The following is a 19,712-nucleotide window of genomic DNA, read 5'->3' as shown; positions in this document are numbered from 1 at the left end:
CCAACGGTATGAGTCCCCGACAGTGAACGCAAGCGTTCACTGAATGCGTTGTCGTTCGGCGCGTCCCCCTCGGTCGCCGCACGGCGCGTGTTTCATCCCTGAATGTCCGCTTACTCTGCTCGTTGGAGAGAGTCAGATGGTTTCTTCGAGCTGGGTGGCCGCCCAGGACCGGACGGCCGCCTCCCGCCGCCGCGGTGCCGTACTGGAGCGCGCGATCCTCGATGCCGCCCTGGAGCAGCTCAGTACGGTCGGCTGGAACGGCCTGACGATGGAGGGTGTCGCCGCGGGCGCCCAGACCGGAAAGGCCGCCGTCTACCGTCGCTGGCCGTCCAAGGAGGATCTGGTCGCGGACGCGCTGCGGGCCGGACTGCCGCAGTCCGACGAGGTGCCGGACCTGGGCGGCGTGCGCGAGGATCTGCTGGACCTGTGCCTGAGGGCGCGCGACGCGATGTTCTCCCAGCCGGGATGCGCTCTGCGTTCGGTGATTCACGAATGTGACGCGCTTCAGGCCGAGCGCTTCCACGCTGTCATCTTCGAGGGGGTCGTGGAACCCGCCATCAAGATGCTGCGCGCCGTGATCGAGCGTGGAATAGAGCGGGGGGAGGTGCGTGCCGACGCGGCGAACGGGTATGTCTTCGACGCCATTCCGGCGATGATGATGTATCGCTCGAAGATGTGCGGCAGCGAATGGCCGGACGTCGATCTGGAGGAGATGATCGACCAGTTGATGGTGCCGCTGCTGCGGCCGGCCGGCTCATGACCGCGGTTTCCCCGAGCCGTCGACGCCGCTCGGGGACCGGGGTGTCGCGGGCCACCGCGGGCGGCGTACGCTAAGGGCGCCATGCCGTACGAACCACCTACCCACACCGTCGAGCGCTCTCTGCGCGCCACGACCGGGGCGAAGATCGTTGCAGGTGTCGACGAGGTGGGGCGCGGCGCGTGGGCCGGCCCTGTCACCGTCTGCGCGGCGGTCACCGGACTGCGCCGGCCTCCGGGGGGTCTCACCGACTCCAAGCTCCTCACCGTCAGGCGGCGCACCGAGCTCGCCGAGACGCTGCGGAGCTGGGTGACCTCGTACGCCCTGGGGCACGCCTCTCCCGAGGAGATCGACGCCCTGGGGATGACGGCCGCGCTGCGGCTGGCGGCGGTGCGTGCGCTGGAAGGGCTGCCGGTCCGGCCGGACGCGGTGATCCTCGACGGCAAGCACGACTATCTCGGCACGCCCTGGAAGGTCCGTACGGTCATCAAGGGCGACCAGTCGTGCGTGGCCGTCGCGGCGGCCTCGGTGATCGCCAAGGTTCAGCGCGACAAAATGATGGCCGAACTGGGCGTCGACCATGCAGACTTCGGTTTTGCAGACAACGCCGGGTATCCGTCGCCCGTGCACAAGGCCGCACTGGAGGTCCGGGGGCCCACCCCGTATCACCGGTTGTCGTGGGCGTATCTTGATGCGCTGCCCCAGTGGCGGCACCTCAAGAAGGTCCGCAGCTTGACGGAAGGGCGCGTTCCGGAAATCGAGGGTCAGCTCGGCTTCGACTTCTGACGGACCGCTCGCACTCATGTACCACCCGGCGGCGCGAGCCGTACCAACGTTTGATAAAAATCAACCCATGCCTCTCATTCCCGAGGAGCCTCAGATTCACGAGAGTGCCCAGGGTCCCCGCACCGCGCCGACCCCCCGCCCCGTACCCGGTCCCCGCCCCGCGGCTCCGTCGCGTCCCGGTCGTCCCGGCCCGCCGCGGCCCGCGCCGCCGGTGCAGCGCGCGTCGCGCGACGCGGCCAAGCCCGTTCCCCCGGGCCCGCCCGCGGCGGCCACCCCGCAGCTCCAGTTGATCCCGGCCTCGGCCCAGGGGGCGCTCGACGCCGCCGAAGAGGCCGTGGACCTGCTGCTGGACTCGGGTCGCGCCCCCGGCGACGTGCTGGTGATCACCACCGGTGACCCGCACCCGTGGGCCACCCACGAACTGTCCTTCGGCGAAGCCTCCTACTGGGCCCAGCACGACGCCGGTGACGACGTCTTCTACACGGACGCCAAGGCCGCCGAGCGTGCCGGTGAGCGCCCCGTCGTCGTGGTCGCCGTCAACGGGGGCCCGGAATCCGCGGCCGCCTCCGCCCTGTCGGTGGCGCACGCCCGGGCCGGCACGCTGCTGATCGTCTGCGGCGATCCGCAGCGCATCAACTCGGTGCTGGGCGCGGGCGTCTGAGCCGTCACCAAGACGTCCGGCCGGACGCCGTGACCGCGGCGTCCGCACGACCGGGGACTCGGCGTGCCCGGGACCGGAGAGGCCGGCGCTCTCGCGTCTTCGCCGACTCGGTACCGGGCCGGGTCCGGCGTCGCGCGGACGCGCCGCGCCGTGGTGCGGCCCGCCCCGCACCGCCATGCGAGGCCCCCGGATCGTCCGGGCGGCGTCCCCGTACCGTCAGCGTGCCGCCGCGCGGCGCAGAACCTCCGACGCGGCGCCACCGGTGCGCGGTATCCGGGGCGGTGCCGCGGACGTGGCGAACGGTTCCGGCGCCGAGCCGGCGCTGGGGTGACGGCCGCCACGTCCCTCGCCGAGGACCTGCCACCCGTCACGGGTCAGCGTGATGTACGCACCGCAGCGCAGCCCGTGCAGGGTGCAGGCGTCCCGCAGCCCCCACATCCACGCCCCGTCCTCCTCCGTCCAGTGCGCGTCGCCGTCACGGCAGTAGAGCAGCACGGCGGTGCGCACCGGGGTGCGGCGGCGCAGGTCGTGCGGGATCACCCGGCGCAACTGGGACAACAGCACATTGCGGAGCAACCAGCCGTCCGCGGAGGCGGTATGCCGGGTGAACGACGCGCTCGCCCGCACCCGTTCGTCCGGATCGAGCACGGCGACGACCGCGGTCGCCGGACCGGGACGGTGCCGGGCGTGCAGTCCGCTGACGATCTCCCGCGGACTGCCCAGCAGCGGGATTCCCGCGGCGGCCCACTCCGCGGGTTCGAGCACACGATTGGCGGAAGCGGCGGACGTCGACAGCGATGCCGCCGAGGACGGAGCGAATCCGAAGGTCACGGTCCTCCCTTCGGCTACGCCCGGACTGCGGGCGGGGTCGGATTCGGGGAGCGCGCACGCAACAGAGCCCTACCTGATCGGCGGGCGAGCCGTGCGGGTGCGTCCTTCGATTCTTCCTGTCGAACTTGGATGCGGCAACGAGCAATTGACGCAGCGGCCCGGTATCGGATGTTCCACGGCTAATATCCCCACCTGCTGGGTGGTTCGAATCATCAGCCCTGTACGGCCAGCACCAGCGGCAGCACACCCTGTGCACCGGCCCGCCGGAGCAGGCGTGCCGCGACCGCGAGGGTCCAGCCCGTCTCCGTGTAGTCGTCCACGAGGAGAACCGGGCCCGGCGCCCCGGCCAGCACGGCGGCGAGGCCTGCGGGCACGGTCAGCGCCCCGTCGAGGGCCTTGAGGCGCTGGGCGCTGTTGCTCCGGGAGACGGAGTGCGCCTCGCCCGTGTAATCCACCGATCCCAGCAGCGGCAGCCGCCCGATCTCCGCGATGCGCGCCCCGAGTGAGTGGATCAGCAGGGGCCGGCTGCGGGAGGCGAGGGTGACCACCCCCACCGGCCGCGGCTGGGGGTCCGCCGCTCCCGGAGCCCAACCGCCGGGCCCTTTGGCCCAGTCGGCCAGCACACCCACCACGGCCCGGGCGACATCGTCCGGCACCGGTCCGTCCGGTGCCTGCGGCGCGAACATCGGACGCAGCCGGTTGCCCCAGCCGATGTCCGACAGACGCCCCAGCGCCATGCCCCGAGCGGCCTGTTCCCCCGCCGGAATGCGCCCCTTGAGGTCCATGCCGATCGCCGGGAGCCCGGTGGGCCACATCCGCCGGGGCTCCACCTCGACGCCCGCCCGGCCGAGGTCCACGCGGGCCGCCTCGAGGGCGGTCGAGGAGGCCTCGGGGGTGTACCGCGCGCCCGCGCAGTTGTCGCAGCGTCCGCAGGGCTTGGCGCCCTCGTCGTCCAACTGGCGCTGCAGGAACTCCATCCGGCAGTCCGTGCTCGCCGCGTACTCGCGCATCGCCTGCTGTTCGGCCTTGCGCTGGCGCGCCACCCACGCGTACCGCTCGGCGTCGTACGTCCACGGCCGCCCGGTCGCGATCCAGCCGCCCTTGACCCGCTTCACCGCCCCGTCCACGTCGAGCACCTTGAGCATGGTCTCCAGCCGGGAGCGGCGCAGCTCCACCAGCGGTTCGAGGGCCGGCAGCGACACGGGCCGGTCGGAGTGCGCGAGGACGTCGAGCGTACGGCGCACCAGGTCCTCCGAGGGGAAGGCGAGCGACGCGAAGTACTCCCAGATCGCCTCGTCTTCCTTCCCCGGCAGCAGCAGCACCTCGGCGTGCCGGACACCGCGTCCGGCGCGGCCGACCTGCTGGTAGTAGGAGATGGGGGAGGAGGGTGAGCCGAGATGCACCACGAAGCCCAGATCGGGCTTGTCGAAGCCCATGCCGAGCGCGGAGGTGGCGACCAGGGCCTTCACCTTGTTGGCGAGCAGGTCCTCCTCGGCCTGCTGCCGGTCGGCGTTCTCCGTCCTGCCGGTGTACGAGGCGACGGTGTGCCCGCGCTGCCGCAGGAAGGCGGTGACCTCCTCGGCGGCGGCCACGGTGAGCGTGTAGACGATCCCCGAGCCCGGGAGCTCGTCCAGGTGATCGGCGAGCCAGGCCATCCGGTGCGCGGCGTCCGGCAGGCGCAGCACGCTCAGACTCAGGCTCTCCCGGTCCAGCGGACCCCGCAGCACCAGCGCGTCCGACGAGCCTCCCGTTCCCAGCTGTTCCGCGACGTCGGCGGTGACACGGGCGTTGGCGGTGGCGGTGGTGGCGAGGACGGGCACGCCGTCCGGGAGGTCGGCGAGCATGGTGCGCAGCCGGCGGTAGTCCGGGCGGAAATCGTGCCCCCAGTCCGAGATGCAGTGCGCCTCGTCGACCACCAGGAGCCCGGTCGCGGCGGAGAGCCTGGGCAGCACCTGGTCGCGGAAGTCGGGGTTGTTCAGCCGCTCCGGACTCACCAGCAGCACATCGACGTCGCCCGCGGCGATCTCCGCCTGGACGGAGTCCCATTCCTCGCTGTTGGAGGAGTTGATGGTCCGGGCATGGATTCCGGCTCTGGCCGCGGCCTCCACCTGGTTGCGCATGAGCGCCAGCAGCGGGGAGACGATCACAGTGGGGCCGCTGCCCCGCGCCCGCAGCAGCGAGGTGGCCACGAAGTAGACCGCGGACTTGCCCCAGCCCGTGCGCTGCACGACCAGGGCCCGGCGCTTGTCGGCGACCAGCGCCTCGATCGCCCGCCACTGGTCCTCGCGCAGCCGGGCCCCGCCCGAGGCGTCCCCGACGAGGCGGGCGAGAACCGCGTCGGCGGCCGTACGGAGATCCGCGTTGCTCGTGTGCTCCATGGGTCCATACAACAGGACGCCACTGACATGCGGGCGGGAGCGCGGGAGCGGCCCCGCCCGCCCCGGGGTCGGTGACATGTTCCTGGTCGAAGTTATCCACAGGGCAAACCGGAAGAACGCAATCCGCGAGATCGTCTTCGCATGACGAACCACGGCGAAACCACTGGATCCCCCGAAAACGGTGACATCTCCGGGCGCGACACCGGTCCCCGGACACCCGGCGGCGGAGACCGCGCACCGCGTCCGCAGGACATCACCCGCACCGCGTACGACAGCCATGGCGACGGACAGCAGGTCACCCTGCGGTCCCCGGCCGAGCTCGCCGACGCCCTGCCCTACCTGCTCGGCTACCGCCCCGAGGACAGCATCGTGCTGGTCGCCCTGCACGACAAGGGCGGACGGGGCCGGTTCGGCGGACGAGCCCGGCTCGGTATCCCCGCCAACCCCGACGACTGGCCCGCCGCCGCCCGGCAGCTGGCCCACGGCCTGGTGACGGGCAGCGAGCGCCGGGGCGCCCGGCCCGAGCAGATGGTCGTCTTCCTCTGCCACGAACCGGTCCAGGGCGAATCCGGCCGACAGGTCAAGGAGCGGCTGGGGCCGCTCGCCCACACCCTGCGCCTGGAGTGCGGCGCCCTGGACATCCCGGTGGTCGAGGCCCTGTGCGTCTCGGACGGCCGCTTCTGGTCGTACTGCTGCGACGACGAGGGCTGCTGCCCGTCCGAGGGGACACCGATGGGCCTGCCCGGCACCTCGGTGCTGGCCGCCGCCGCCACCTACGCCGGGCTCCAGGTCCGCGGCACCCTGCGCGAACTGCGCGCCAGGCTCCAGCCGTGGGAGCACTCCGCCGCCCGGGAACAGGAGGCCGCCCTGGACGCCGCCGGTCTGGCGCTGATCCCCAGGATCCTCGACGCGGAGGGCCGGCACGAGGTCGCCGGGGAGACACTGGGGCTGGCCGAGCGGATCCTGGGCCGTCTCGCCGGCGCCCCGTCCGTGCCCGGCACGCTCCCGGCGGACCTGCGGGACGACGAACTGCTCGGGCACGACGAGGCCGCGGCGCTGATCCTCGGCCTGCAGGACCGCACGACCCGCGACCGCGCGGCCGAGTGGATGGAGGGCGACGAGGCGGGCCCGGCCCTTCGCCTGTGGCGCGCCCTGGCCCGCCGCTGCGTCGGAGCGTACGGCGAACACGCCGCGGCACCCCTTACCCTCGCCGGGTGGGTCGCCTGGTCCACCGGTGACGAACTGGAGGCCCGGGAAGCACTCGCCATGGCCCTGGGCGCCGACCCCGACTACCTCTTCGCCCGGCTTCTGCACCAGGCGTGCAACGAGGGACTCGACCCGGAGTCGATCCGCCGTTGCCTGCGGTCCGAGCGCGGGGACCGTGGGCGGGCGGCGCCGGACGGTCCGGCGGCCGTGGCCACGGAGCCACCGGCTGCCGAACCCGCGGTCCCGGGCCCTGAAGCGGCCCCCCTGCCCCGCCGGCGCCGCACCCGTGCGCCCGGCACCGGCAGCGCCCTCCCTCGCCGGGTCCGCACGGAGGACGGCCGACCGGGACGACGGGTTCCGCATGCGCGGACGCCGGCGGCGGGCGCCCACCCCGCGGCGGGCGGCGCGGACGAGAGCGGAACACGTCCCGGCGGCGCGCGCCCCGGCGCGGGGCGTCGCCGCGGTGCCCCGCAGCCGGGCGCGCGGACCGGTCACCGGGGCGGCGACAGGGAGGAGTGAGCTGCGGCTTTGCGCTCGTTGAGCAGGAACCGGCTTCAAGGAGGCGTGGTGGGTGGCGGGGGTGTTGTCCGTGCTGTGCCAGCGGGCCGGAATCCGTCCCGGAGCGGGCGGGGAGGCCGCGCGGCCCGGCGTCGGCGGGGTGCTCCCCCAAGTCTCGGCTTCGTTCGAGCGGGGGCCCATGAGCGGGAGGCACTTCCGGTGCCCGTCTTCACCCGCTCCCGGCTTCGCTCAAGCGGAGGCTTCATGAGCGCGAGGCCCCCACCGCCCGCCTTCATCCGCTCCCGGCTCCGTTCGAGTGGGCACCCCCATCGCCCCGGGGACACCTCCCAGGCCGTTCAGGCACTGGGGGAGGCACGGCTCTGTCCGCGGTGTGGGCGGGCGGGGCGTGACCCGGAGACGGCTGGTTCCGTTCACCTGAGTGGCGGAACGCCCGGACGGGGCGTGACGTCGTATTCCACCTCCACCGGCCTGACCGAAGCCCGTCGGCGGCGGGCCCGCCCGAGCCACACCGAGCACAGAGAAAGCCTTCCCATGCACCAGCCGGCTCCGCCCGCCCCCTTCGCCGACCGTGCCGGAACCCTGGCCGGCCCGCGGACGCCACTGCCACGACAGCGGGATCACCATCCCGCCCGCCGGTGGCCCGCCGAACTGCCGCCCGCGCACACCGCCATCATCTGCGTCGCCCTGCCCGGCCTCGCCATCTCGACGGAACAGGGACAGCAGACCGGCAGCGGGCTGGAGGGGTTCTACCGCGCGGGGCGGCGTCTCCTCTCCCGGTGCCAGGTGCGCGTGGCCGGGCGGGAGCCGCTCGCGGTCCAGGCGCGGATGGTGGCCGCCGACCGGGCCCGTTTCGTGGGGACGCTGCGGGTGTCCCCGCGAGGCGGCGGCCCGGACCCGGACGTGGTCGTGGAGCGGACACGCTGCGCGGACGGCACGGAACGGATCACGCTGCGCAGCGCGGCCCCGCGTCCGTTGCGCCTGCCCGTCGAGGTGGCCCTCGGTACGGATCTCGCCGACCTCGGGGCGATCGCCGCCGGCCGCGCGGGGCCTGAACTGCCGGCCGATGTCCACGCCTGTGGCCTGCGCTGGTCCCGGGCCGGCGCCCGCGCGTCGGTCACCGCCGAACCGCCGCCCGCCGAGGCGCTGGCCTCCGCCGGACTGCTGCGCTGGGAGTTCGACCTGCCCCCGGGCGGCAGCGCGAGCATCGAGTTGCGCGTGCGGCAGGACGGAACGGCACCTCTTCGTTCCGCGGGCCGCGCGGCCACGAACCCTCTCGCCCCGGCGCGTGCCACGGGGGACGACCCGCGGGTCCCCGCCCTGCTGCGGACGAGCGTCGACGACCTCCGGGCCCTCCTGCTGCGTGATCCGGCGCACCCCGCCGACCTCCACCTCGCGGCCGGCGCCCCCTGGCGCTGCGGGCTCGCCCCGGCCGAGGCCCTCGCAGCCGCCCGGATGGCCCTGCCGCTCGGCACCGGGCTCGCCGCGGGCACCCTGCGTATCCTCGCCCGCACCCAGCTCCCCGGGCCGGGGCCGGAGGCCGGCATGATCCCCGGTCCGCGCCGCGACGCCGGTCCCCATCTGCCTCCCGGCTGCACGGGAACGGAGGCCACGCTGCTCTTCCCCGTGCTCCTGGCCGAGGCCCGCCGCTGGGGGCTCCCCGAACGCGAGACCGAGGAGCTGCTTCCGGCCGCCGAACGCTGTCTGACCTGGCTGCGGAACACGGTGGGCGACGGCGCCTACCTGCCCGACCCGCGACCCGGCGGACCCGTCCGCTGCGAGACACAGGCCCAGGCCCACCGGGCGGCCCTGCTCGGCGCCGATCTGCTCGACGCGTACGGCAGACCGGGCGGTGCCGGACTGCGGCAGTGGGCGCGGACCCTGCGCGGGGCCTTCCACGACGACTTCTGGATCGACGGCCCGCGCGGCGACCGGCCGGCGGCGGCCCGTGCCCCGGACGGCCGCCCCGTCCCGCACCTGGGCGCACCGGTCGCGCACCTCCTCGACACCGGGCTGCTGGGCGGGGGTGAACTCGCGCCCGGCCTCCTCGACAAGGTGCGGACCGAGCGGCTGGCGCGGCTGCTGGGCGGCCCCGACCTGGACTCGGGCTGGGGCCTGCGCGGCATGGGCGTGAAGGAGGCGGGTCACAACCCGTTCGGACACCGCTCCGGCGCCGTGCGGGTCCGCGAGACGGCGCTCGCCGTCGCGGGACTCGCGGCCGCCGGCTACGAGAGGGCGGCGGCGTCCCTGCTGCGGGGCGTGCTCGCGGCGGCGGAGGCGTTCGGCCACCGGCTGCCCGAGATGTACGCGGGGGAGCAGCGGACCGAGGGGAGCGCTCCGCTCCCGCACCCGGCGGCCTGCCGCCCGGCGGCCACGGCGGCGGCCGCCGGGGTCCTGCTGCTGACCACGCTCGCGGGGATCCGCCCCGACGCCCCGGCCCGGACGGTCGCGCTGCGACCGGTGCGTGGCGCCCCGCTGGGCGAGATCGTCCTGACGGGACTGCGCGTGGCGGGCGCCCCCTTCGCCGTACGGATCAGCCGGCTCGGTCTCGCCATGGTCGAGGAGGCGGCCGACGGACTCCAGTTGGGAGCCTGACCCGGTGGGGCACGTCCTCGCCGGGGAGGGCAGGGCGACAGGCCTGCCGGAGCGGAGTGGATCAGTTGGTGTCACGGTCGGCGAAGGGAGTGTTTATCGTCAGGCAGACGACTATGATCACCGCATGCCCTACGACCCGTCAGCCTTTCCCCCCTTCGCCGTCACCGTGGACCTGGTCGTGCTGACCGTACGCCGCCACGCCCTGTGCGCGCTGGCGGTACGCCGGGGCGAGGCGCCGTTCCAGGGGCGCTGGGCGCTCCCCGGCGGCTTCGTGCGGGACGACGAGGACCTGGCGCAGGCGGCGGCCCGGGAACTGGCCGAGGAAACGGGGTTGCGGGTGCACGACCCCGCCGTCCCCGCCCAGGACAACGGCGCTCACCTGGAACAGCTCGCCACGTACGGCGATCCCGGGCGCGACCCCCGGATGCGGGTCGTCAGCGTCGCCCACCTCGCCCTCGCCCCCGACCTGCCCGCGCCCCGGGCGGGCGGTGACGCCAGCAACGCACGCTGGGCACCCGTGGAGGAACTGCTGCAGCAGGGCGGTTACGGCCGGGACGGCGAGCCGGTGGCGCCACTCGCCTTCGATCACGCCCGGATCCTGTCGGACGGGGTGGAACGCGCCCGTTCCAAGATCGAGTACTCGTCGCTGGCGACGGCCTTCTGCCCGCCCGAGTTCACCGTCGGCGAGCTGCGCAGGGTCTACGAGGCGGTCTGGGGCGTGGCGCTCGACCCGCGCAACTTCCACCGCAAGGTGACGGGCACGCCGGGCTTCCTGGTCCCCACCGGCGGCACGACCACCCGGCAGGGCGGCCGTCCCGCCCAGCTCTTCCGGGCCGGCGGCGCCACCCTGCTCAACCCCCCGATGCTGCGCCCCGAGGTCTGACGCGGCACGGCCGGACCCGGCCAACGGCCCCGGCGGAGCAGAGCCCTTCCCCCTTCGCCGACCGGCCGCCAGATGCCCGGAAAATCCGATATGGCGCGCTATCTTGCATCGGGTGATCCAGGCCACCGGACTGACCAGCAGCCCCCGCAAAGAGCTTCCGCCCGCCGTCGACGACGTCTCCTTCGAGGCGCACGCGGGTCGCGTCACCGCGCTGCTCGGAGCGCCGGGCGCCGGCAAGACGACGGCGCTGCGGCTCATGCTCGAACTCCAACGCGGCCGGGGCATCACCCACTTCAGGGGCCGCCCGCTGCACCGCATCCCCCATCCCGCCCGCGAAGTAGGCGTGCTGCTCGGCGATGTGCCGGGCCATCCCGCCCGCACCGTCCGCGGGCACCTGCGCATGCTGTGCGCCGCCACGGGCGTCCCGGTCCGCCGGGCCGACGAAGTCCTCGAGACGGCGGGGCTCGTGAGCCTGCGCGACGAACGCCTGGGCATCCTCTCGCGCGGCATGGACCGCCGCCTGGGACTGGCCTGCGCACTGCTGCCGGACCCGCACACACTCGTGCTCGACGAGCCCGCGCGCGGTCTCTCCGCCACCGAGAGCCGCTGGTTGTACGGAACACTCCGGGCGTACGCGGCCCAGGGCGGCACGGTGCTGTGCACGACGGCCGACCCGAAGGAGGCCGCGCGGATCGCGGACCACGTGGTCACCCTGGAACGCGGAAGAATCGTCGCCGACCAGGCGGCGGCGGACTTCTCGCGGACCCGGCTGCGTCCCCGCGTCGCCGTCCGCAGCCCGCACGCCGCCCGCCTCTCCGCCCTGCTCGCGCAGGAGGCCCGCGCCACCCGGCGGTCCGTGGAGGCCGTGCACGAGGGCGGCAACCGCCTCTATGTCTACGGCAGTACCTGCGCGGACGTCGGCGAGGTCGCGTTCCGGCACGGCATCGTCGTGCACCAACTGGCGGACGAGATCGGGGACATGGGCCCCGGCGCCGGGGCGGGCGAACCGGCGCCGGGCGAGAGGGCGACCCCGGCCGGCACCGCGGTCCGGGACGCCGGGGAACCCGGGCCCGCGGACGGCACGGCACGCGATCCGGACCGCCGCCCCGGCGTCCCGGCCGGCGCGGACTCCCCCGCGTCCGCGTCCCCGCCCCGGCGGGATCCGGGGGAATCCGCCGCCGAGGAGGCCCACCCGGCCCCCGGGGCCCGCCGGCGCCGGGCCGCCCGCACACGCGACACCGCTGCCGGGCTTCCCCCTTCCGTCTCCGTCCGTCCCGCCCCCAGGCCCCTTCGCCCCCTGCGCTACGAGATCCGCCGCGCCACGGGTGTCGGCACGGGGTTCTTCGTCGGGGCGGCCGTGCTCGTCGTGTCCGCGCTCACCGCCGTACTGCTGGCGCGGGCCGGGCACACCCCGCAGCCGCGCCTGCTGGCCGGGTGGCCGAGGGAGCTGCCGCTGCCGCCCGCGGCGCTCGGCGCGGGACTGCTCGGCGCGCTGGCCTTCGGCGACGAGTTCCGCCACCCCGCGCTGGCGGCGGACCGCGGTACCGTGCCCCGGCGGCTGGGGCTGCTGACCGCCAAACTCCTCGTGGCCTCGGCCACCGCGCTGGTGCTGGCCGTCCTGACCGTCGGGTGCGACGCCGAACTGCTCTACCTCGTCTACGGACGGGAGGCCGTCGGGGTTCCCGCCGACTGGCTGCCGCTGGGTGCGGGGTGGCTCGGCCTCGTGATCGGGTGTGCCTGCGCCGGCGTGCTGGCCGCGGGCGTGTTCCGGTCCACCACCGCCGGTCTCGCCGCCGTCGTCGCCGTACCCCTTCTCGTCGTGCCGCTCGTGCACAAGGTGACGGAAGGGCCGGCGGCGCGCACCCCGGTCCCGCTCGCGTCGCGGCTGCGGGACGGTGTGCCGCTCCGGTGGCCCTTCGGGGGCGGACATCATCTGGACGCGGTCCTGCGCCTGGTCGCCCAACCCGTCGGCGGCGCGCTGACGTTGTCGCTGGCGGCGCTGCTGTGCGCGTACGTGCTCACCGGTCTGCGGAGCAGGGTCCGATAACGACCGTCCATGAACGAGTCGATCCGGTCCTGCCCACAACTCCCCGCAGAAAGCACATTTCTTTCCGATAAGGCGTCAATTGCGACGGGGTGAGCGATCACCCTTTCGTGTGCTTTTCACCAAAGACCTCAAGGGAGTTGGAAGCGGAGCCGACAAAGGATGCGTGAGTACCCTTGCGCACACCATGATGACCGCCGCCCGCTCCGCAGACTCCGGCCTCGCGAGCCCGGGCGGACTCGACCGCTACCCCTACGCCGAGACGCCCGCCGTCGACCGCGTCGGGGCCCCCGCCTGGGACGGCGCGGACCCGGAGCTGGGCCGTGTGGGCCGACGGGCCGCGGGCAGCCGCGGTCGGGGGCTGCACGGCCAACTCGTCCAGCAGTTGGGTCAGATGATCGTTTCCGGGGACCTGGGCGCCGACCGTCCGCTGGTGCCGGAGGAGATCGGCCAGCGCTTCGAGGTCTCCCGCACCGTCGTCCGCGAGTCGCTCCGCGTCCTGGAGGCCAAGGGGCTGGTCAGTGCCAGGCCGAACGTCGGCACGCGCGTGCGCCCCGTCAGCGACTGGAACCTCCTCGACCCGGACATCATCGAGTGGCGGGCCTTCGGGCCGCAGCGCGACGACCAGCGCCGTGAGCTCAGCGAGCTGCGCTGGACGATCGAGCCGCTCGCCGCCTGCCTGGCGGCCGGCCACGGGCGGGAGGACGTCCAGCAGCGTCTGACCGACATGGTCGAGATCATGGGCCACGCCATGGGTCAGGGCGACGCCCTGACCTTCGCCCGTGCCGACGCGGAGTTCCACTCCCTGCTCATCCAGGTCGCCGGCAACCGGATGCTGGAGCACCTCTCCGGGATCGTGTCCGCCGCGCTGCAGGTCTCGGGCGGCCCGGCCACGGGCTGCGAGCGGCCGAACGAGACGTCCCTGGCGCAGCACGGCCGGATCGTCGACGCCCTCGCCGGCGGCGACGGCGCGGCGGCCGAGGCGGCCATGCGGCAACTGCTCACGGTCCATCCAGAGGTGGAACGCGTGGTGCCCGCTCCGCGCGAGCACTGACCGCGTTCCGCGGACGGCGCGGTCCGGCATGCCATCCCCCTCCTGTGGCAGCGCCCCACCGATGAGCCGTCCCCCGTCGGACCCCGCGGGATCGTCGATGATCCCGCGGGGTCCGATGCCCAGAACGGCGTGGCAGACTCGAAGGGGTGACCTCCTCGCCCCTGAGTGAACGCTTTCGCGGTTGTTTGACCGATTATGTGCGCTTACGGGGTGTGACTCGGGCCACGCGGATTGGGCGTAACGCTCCTGGGAAGAACGCGATGACCTAAGAGGTGACAGCCGCGGAGGGAATACGGACGCCGTTCATGGCGCTGTGCATCCTCCCCGGCCCCCGCCCGCGCCGTCGGCCCATCCCCAAGCCGGCGGTCGGCTCCTGTCCACTGTGGACGGGGCCGGAAGCCGTTTTCCAACGTTCCGAGAGGTTGTTCGTGTCGGCCAGCACATCCCGTACGCTCCCGCCGGAGATCGCCGAGTCCGTCTCTGTCATGGCGCTCATCGAGCGGGGAAAGGCTGAGGGGCAGATCGCCGGCGATGACGTGCGTCGGGCCTTCGAAGCTGACCAGATTCCGGCCACTCAGTGGAAGAACGTACTGCGCAGCCTCAACCAGATCCTCGAGGAAGAGGGTGTGACGCTGATGGTCAGTGCCGCAGAGCCCAAGCGCACCCGCAAGAGCGTCGCAGCGAAGAGTCCCGCCAAGCGCACCGCCACCAAGACGGTCGCCGCCAAGACGGTGACCACCCGGAAGGCCACCGCCACCGCGACTCCGGCGGCGCCCGCCGCCGACCCCGCCGCCGAGGAGGAGGCACCCGCCAGGAAGGCGGCTGCCAAGAAGACGACCGCGAAGAAGGCGGCCGTCAAGAAGACCACGGCCAAGAAGACGGCCGCCAAGAAGACCACGGCCAAGAAGGACGACGCCGAGCTGGGCGACGAGGAGGTCCTCGAGGACACCAAGGCCGCGGAGGAGCCCGAGGGCACCGAGAACGCCGGCTTCGTGCTCTCCGACGAGGACGAGGACGACGCGCCCGCCCAGCAGGTCGCCGCCGCCGGTGCCACCGCCGACCCGGTCAAGGACTACCTCAAGCAGATCGGCAAGGTCCCCCTGCTCAACGCCGAGCAGGAGGTCGAGCTCGCCAAGCGCATCGAGGCGGGCCTGTTCGCCGAGGACAAGCTGGCCAACTCCGACAAGCTGGCGCCCAAGCTCAAGCGCGAGCTGGAGATCATCGCCGAGGACGGCCGCCGCGCCAAGAACCACCTGCTGGAGGCCAACCTCCGTCTGGTGGTCTCCCTGGCCAAGCGCTACACCGGCCGCGGCATGCTCTTCCTGGACCTCATCCAGGAGGGCAACCTCGGTCTGATCCGAGCGGTGGAGAAGTTCGACTACACCAAGGGCTACAAGTTCTCCACGTACGCCACCTGGTGGATCCGCCAGGCGATCACCCGCGCGATGGCCGACCAGGCGCGCACCATCCGTATCCCGGTGCACATGGTCGAGGTCATCAACAAGCTGGCACGCGTGCAGCGCCAGATGCTCCAGGACCTGGGCCGCGAGCCCACCCCGGAGGAGCTGGCCAAGGAACTCGACATGACCCCCGAGAAGGTCATCGAGGTCCAGAAGTACGGCCGCGAGCCCATCTCCCTGCACACCCCGCTGGGCGAGGACGGCGACAGCGAGTTCGGTGACCTCATCGAGGACTCCGAGGCGGTCGTCCCGGCCGACGCGGTCAGCTTCACGCTGCTGCAGGAGCAGCTGCACTCCGTCCTGGACACCCTGTCCGAGCGCGAGGCGGGTGTCGTCTCCATGCGCTTCGGTCTCACCGACGGTCAGCCGAAGACCCTCGACGAGATCGGCAAGGTGTACGGCGTGACGCGCGAGCGCATCCGCCAGATCGAGTCCAAGACCATGTCGAAGCTGCGCCACCCGTCGCGCTCCCAGGTGCTGCGCGACTACCTCGACTAGGTCCGCCCGCCACGGCGCACCATCGTGCGCCGGTCCGCGTCAGGCCCGGTTTCCCGTCCTGGGGAGCCGGGCCTTCGCGTTGCCGCGCGGGTGCGGGCTCGGACGGGGTCCATCACTGTGGGTGTTTAAGGACCACCCCAGTGTGAGGAGCGCGCATGCGACGTCGTCTTGCCCGGGCCCTGGCCCGACCGCTGGCCCTCGCGGCCGCCGCGACCGCCATACCGCTGGCCTCGGCCGTTCCGGCAGCCGCCGACAGCATCGTCGTCGGCGGCTTCCCCGTCGATGTCTCGGAGGGGCCGTGGACAGTGGCGCTGTCCAGCCGCGACCGGTTCGGAGGTACGCGGGCGGGACAGTTCTGCGGGGGTGTGGCGGTCGGCCGGACCACCGTGCTCACCGCGGCCCACTGCATGGACGAGGAGGTGCTGGGGGCGCCCCCGGGGCGTGTGGACGACCTCAGGGTGATCACAGGGCGTACGGAACTGCTCTCGGACCGCGGTCAGGAGATCGCCGTACGCGGTACCTGGGTGAACCCGGGCTACGACGGCGTCACCAACTCCGGCGACTACGCCGTGCTCAGTCTGGCCGAGCCGCTGCCCTCGAGCTCGGTGATAGCCATGGCCGGGGCCGGCGATCCCGCGTACCGGGCGGGTACCGCGGCCACCGTCTACGGGTGGGGGGACACCACGGGGTCCGGGGCCTATGCCGGCAGCCTGCACGCGGCACGCGTGCGGGTGCAGCCCGACGCGCTGTGCGAGAAGGCGTATCCGGGCGGTTCCGAGGGCACCTACCGCGCCGGGACGATGCTGTGCGCGGGAGAGGTGCGGGGAGGCCGGGACGCCTGTCAGGGGGACAGCGGAGGGCCGCTGGTGGCCCGGGGACGGCTGATAGGCCTCGTCTCCTGGGGGACGGGGTGTGGCTGGGCGGGCAGTCCCGGGGTGTACACGCGTGTCTCCGACATCCTGCGGACCCTTGGACGGCCGCAGGGCTGAGAACGGCCGGGAGGGCGCAGGACGGGGCCGCTGAGCGGTGCCCGGCGGGTGCGGGTACGAGACGGGCGGCTGCCACCTGAAGGGAGGCAGCCGCCCGCTCACCGGCCTGTGCCGGGCTGCTCGTCGTCGGACGCGAAGTGTCGGAGCTCTGTCAGCGCTCCTCGTCGGGAGCGGTCACCGGAGGGGTGGTGAGCCGCTCCGTCTCGTCCTGTATCTCAGCGGCGATCTTCTTGAGTTCCGGCTCGAACTTGCGGCCGTGGTGGGCGCAGAAGAGCAGTTCTCCACCGCTCAGCAGGACGACGCGCAGGTATGCCTGGGCGCCGCAGCGGTCGCAGCGATCGGCGGCCGTCAGGGGGCTCGCGGGGGTCAGAACAGTAGTCACGTCGCCTCTTCTCTAGCTCGACGAGCTGTCGTACCAGGGTCAACATCCAACCAGCCCCAAAACGTTCCCGCTCGTGGCTTCTCCTCGAAAAAATTTTCCGAGGTGGGTGGCTGTTGCCGGTTGGCGGCGAATGTGCCGTAGTGCGTGTCTGATGTGTCGTACGGATTCGCGTTCGTATCGGTGGTCGGCCCTCCCGGCTGGCTTGCCGGTTGTTCATGAGGACGTGCCCGGAGCCTAAATGGTTCATGCCTCGAAGGGAACGTGATGTGTGCTTCACTCCATCGAGGGATCGAACACGCATGCGACCCTGGACTAGGGTGGGCTGAAGCGAGGGTGGCGTGACAACGGCTCTACCAGGCCTCGGTACCCTCTCACCGGTGACTGAAGCCGCGCCCTTACCCAAGAGGGCCGCATCTGAAATTCAGCGAGGAGCGAACCGCGTGACCGCCGAGACGTCCGTGCCGTCCACAGCGCTGCTGGCAGGAGCAGACCGGGACGGTTCCAACTACACCGCGCGGCACCTGCTCGTCCTCGAGGGGCTCGAGGCCGTGCGGAAGCGCCCCGGAATGTACATCGGGTCGACCGACAGCCGCGGTCTGATGCACTGCCTCTGGGAGATCATCGACAACTCCGTGGACGAAGCCCTCGGAGGCTACTGCGACCACATCGACGTGGTCCTCCACGACGACGGCTCGGTGGAGGTCCGGGACAACGGCCGGGGCATCCCGGTCGACGTCGAACCCAAGACCGGCCTCTCCGGCGTCGAGGTCGTCATGACCAAGCTGCACGCCGGCGGCAAGTTCGGCGGCGGCTCGTACGCCGCCTCCGGCGGTCTGCACGGTGTCGGCGCCTCCGTCGTCAACGCGCTCTCCGCGCGGCTGGACGTCGAGGTGGACCGCGGCGGGCACACCCATGCGATCAGCTTCCGCCGCGGTGTCCCCGGAGCCTTCGCCGCCGTGGGCCCGGACGCGAAGTTCGAGGCCGGGAGCGGACTGCGCAAGGCCAAGAAGATCCCCAAGACCCGCAGTGGCACGCGCGTGCGCTACTGGGCCGACCGCCAGATCTTCCTCAAGGACGCCAAGCTGGCCCTGGACACGCTGCACCAGCGCGCCCGCCAGACCGCGTTCCTGGTCCCCGGCCTGACCATCGTCGTCCGCGACGAGCTCGGGCTCGGCGAGGGCGGCAGCAAGGGCGAGGAGTCGTTCCGTTTCGACGGCGGCATCAGTGAGTTCTGCGAGTTCCTGGCCTCCGACCGGCCCATCTGCGACACCCTCCGCTTCACCGGACAGGGCACCTTCAAGGAGACCGTCCCGGTCCTCGACGAGCACGGCCAGATGACGCCCACCGAGGTCACCCGCGAGCTCGGCGTCGACGTCGCGATGCGCTGGGGGACCGGCTACGACACCACGCTCAGGTCGTTCGTCAACATCATCGCCACCCCCAAGGGCGGCACCCATGTCGCCGGCTTCGAGCAGGCCGTCGCCAAGACGATGAACGAGGTGCTGCGCGCCAAGAAGATGCTGCGCGTGGCCGAGGACGACATCGTCAAGGACGACGCCCTCGAGGGCCTCACCGCGGTGGTCACGGTCCGTCTGGCCGAGCCGCAGTTCGAGGGCCAGACCAAGGAGGTCCTCGGCACCTCGGCGGCCCGCCGCATCGTGAACAACGTGATCTCCAAGGAACTCAAGGCGTTCCTGACCTCCACCAAGCGTGACGACGCCCAGCAGGCCCGCGTCGTCATGGAGAAGGCCGTCGCCGCGGCCCGTACCCGCATCGCGGCCCGCCAGCACAAGGACGCGCAGCGCCGCAAGACGGCCCTGGAGTCCTCCTCGCTGCCCGCCAAGCTCGCCGACTGCCGCAGCGACGACGTCGACCGCAGCGAGCTGTTCATCGTCGAGGGCGACTCCGCGCTCGGCACGGCCAAGCTCGCCCGGAACTCCGAGTTCCAGGCACTGCTGCCGATCCGCGGCAAGATCCTCAACGTTCAGAAGTCGTCCGTGACGGACATGCTGAAGAACGCCGAGTGCGGCGCGATCATCCAGGTCATAGGGGCGGGCTCGGGCCGCACCTTCGACATCGACACGGCCCGCTACGGCAAGATCATCATGATGACCGACGCCGATGTCGACGGCTCCCACATCCGCACCCTGCTGCTGACCCTGTTCCACCGCTACATGCGGCCCATGGTCGAGTCCGGCCGGGTGTTCGCCGCGGTGCCGCCGCTGCACCGCATCGAGCTGGTCCAGCCCAAGAAGGGCCAGGACAAGTACGTCTACACGTACTCGGACCGGGAGCTGCGCGACAAGCTCATGGAGTTCCAGAGCAAGAACATCCGCTACAAGGACTCGATCCAGCGCTACAAGGGCCTCGGCGAGATGGACGCCGACCAGCTGGCCGAGACCACCATGGACCCGCGTCACCGCACCCTGCGCCGGATCAACCTCACCGACCTGGAGGCCGCCGAGCAGGTCTTCGACCTTCTCATGGGCAACGACGTCGCCCCGCGCAAGGAGTTCATCTCCAGCTCCGCGGCGACCCTGGACCGCTCGCGCATCGACGCGTAGAGCCTGTCCGGCGAACCGGGCCGGAGGAAACCGGCGGCGCCTTGCGGCCCAGGTGAACGGGGGCGACGGGGCTCCCGCGCACGGGGAGCCCTCCCGCTCGAGCGAAGC

At 72.7% G+C, this 19,712-nt stretch carries 14 protein-coding genes; 11 read left to right on the top strand and 3 right to left on the bottom strand.

The features are described from left to right. Positions 1-136 precede the first annotated feature (136 nt). The 3 genes from ACF1DX_RS12250 to ACF1DX_RS12240 all read left to right on the top strand — a co-directional run bounded on the left by ACF1DX_RS12250 (position 137) and on the right by ACF1DX_RS12240 (position 2,204). Complete coding sequence (locus ACF1DX_RS12250; protein WP_391791102.1) at positions 137-760, top strand: TetR/AcrR family transcriptional regulator; 624 nt, start codon at positions 137-139, stop codon at positions 758-760. An 81-nt stretch (positions 761-841) separates the two neighbouring features. Then, positions 842-1,543, top strand: a complete 702-nt coding sequence (locus tag ACF1DX_RS12245) for a ribonuclease HII (RefSeq protein ID WP_030870575.1) — start codon at positions 842-844, stop codon at positions 1,541-1,543. A 67-nt stretch (positions 1,544-1,610) separates the two neighbouring features. Then, positions 1,611-2,204, top strand: a complete 594-nt coding sequence (locus tag ACF1DX_RS12240) for a hypothetical protein (RefSeq protein WP_391791101.1) — start codon at positions 1,611-1,613, stop codon at positions 2,202-2,204. Between the two features lie 216 nt (positions 2,205-2,420). On the opposite strand, the gene ACF1DX_RS12235 is transcribed toward ACF1DX_RS12240, so the two are convergent. Both ACF1DX_RS12235 and ACF1DX_RS12230 read right to left on the bottom strand, forming a co-directional pair. Continuing rightward, positions 2,421-3,035 (bottom strand): hypothetical protein, encoded by a 615-nt coding sequence (locus tag ACF1DX_RS12235; protein WP_391791100.1) that lies wholly within the window; start codon positions 3,033-3,035, stop codon positions 2,421-2,423. A 212-nt stretch (positions 3,036-3,247) separates the two neighbouring features. Next, positions 3,248-5,413 (bottom strand): RecQ family ATP-dependent DNA helicase, encoded by a 2,166-nt coding sequence (locus ACF1DX_RS12230; protein ID WP_391791099.1) that lies wholly within the window; start codon positions 5,411-5,413, stop codon positions 3,248-3,250. Positions 5,414-5,554: 141 nt separating this feature from the next. On the opposite strand from ACF1DX_RS12230, the gene ACF1DX_RS12225 reads away from it, so the two are divergent. The 7 genes from ACF1DX_RS12225 (at position 5,555) to ACF1DX_RS12195 (ending at position 16,658) form a co-directional block, all read left to right on the top strand. Further along, positions 5,555-7,138, top strand: a complete 1,584-nt coding sequence (locus ACF1DX_RS12225) for a DUF4192 family protein (RefSeq protein ID WP_391791098.1) — start codon at positions 5,555-5,557, stop codon at positions 7,136-7,138. Between the two features lie 531 nt (positions 7,139-7,669). After that, on the top strand, positions 7,670-9,730 hold the full coding sequence (locus ACF1DX_RS12220; RefSeq protein WP_391791097.1) for a glycogen debranching N-terminal domain-containing protein: 2,061 nt from the start codon (positions 7,670-7,672) through the stop codon (positions 9,728-9,730). Positions 9,731-9,854: 124 nt separating this feature from the next. Beyond that, positions 9,855-10,613: an NUDIX domain-containing protein gene (locus ACF1DX_RS12215; RefSeq protein ID WP_030862071.1), complete on the top strand. Its 759-nt coding sequence runs from the start codon at positions 9,855-9,857 to the stop codon at positions 10,611-10,613. Between the two features lie 112 nt (positions 10,614-10,725). Beyond that, positions 10,726-12,660, top strand: coding sequence for an ATP-binding cassette domain-containing protein (locus tag ACF1DX_RS12210; RefSeq protein WP_391791096.1), 1,935 nt, complete (start codon positions 10,726-10,728; stop codon positions 12,658-12,660). Between the two features lie 163 nt (positions 12,661-12,823). Then, positions 12,824-13,711 carry a FadR/GntR family transcriptional regulator gene (locus ACF1DX_RS12205; RefSeq protein WP_385045845.1) on the top strand — a complete coding sequence of 296 codons (888 nt, stop codon included), beginning with the start codon at positions 12,824-12,826 and terminating at the stop codon, positions 13,709-13,711. A gap of 428 nt (positions 13,712-14,139) precedes the next feature. Beyond that, positions 14,140-15,669, top strand: a complete 1,530-nt coding sequence (locus ACF1DX_RS12200) for an RNA polymerase sigma factor (RefSeq protein ID WP_391791095.1) — start codon at positions 14,140-14,142, stop codon at positions 15,667-15,669. Between the two features lie 155 nt (positions 15,670-15,824). Continuing rightward, positions 15,825-16,658, top strand: a complete 834-nt coding sequence (locus ACF1DX_RS12195) for a S1 family peptidase (RefSeq protein WP_391791094.1) — start codon at positions 15,825-15,827, stop codon at positions 16,656-16,658. A 151-nt stretch (positions 16,659-16,809) separates the two neighbouring features. Here the strand turns inward: ACF1DX_RS12195 and ACF1DX_RS12190 are convergent, their stop codons facing one another. Continuing rightward, positions 16,810-17,040: a hypothetical protein gene (locus ACF1DX_RS12190; RefSeq protein WP_030862085.1), complete on the bottom strand. Its 231-nt coding sequence runs from the start codon at positions 17,038-17,040 to the stop codon at positions 16,810-16,812. A 440-nt stretch (positions 17,041-17,480) separates the two neighbouring features. Between ACF1DX_RS12190 and ACF1DX_RS12185 the strand changes: the two genes are divergently transcribed. Then, positions 17,481-19,604, top strand: coding sequence for a type IIA DNA topoisomerase subunit B (locus ACF1DX_RS12185; protein ID WP_391791093.1), 2,124 nt, complete (start codon positions 17,481-17,483; stop codon positions 19,602-19,604). Positions 19,605-19,712 lie beyond the last annotated feature (108 nt).

The sequence above is a fragment of the Streptomyces sp. NPDC014676 genome (assembly GCF_043084105.1).
GTDB lineage: Bacteria > Actinomycetota > Actinomycetes > Streptomycetales > Streptomycetaceae > Streptomyces.
The sequence above is the reverse complement of the archived record's forward strand: the minus strand, read 5'-3'. Positions and strand labels throughout refer to the sequence as shown.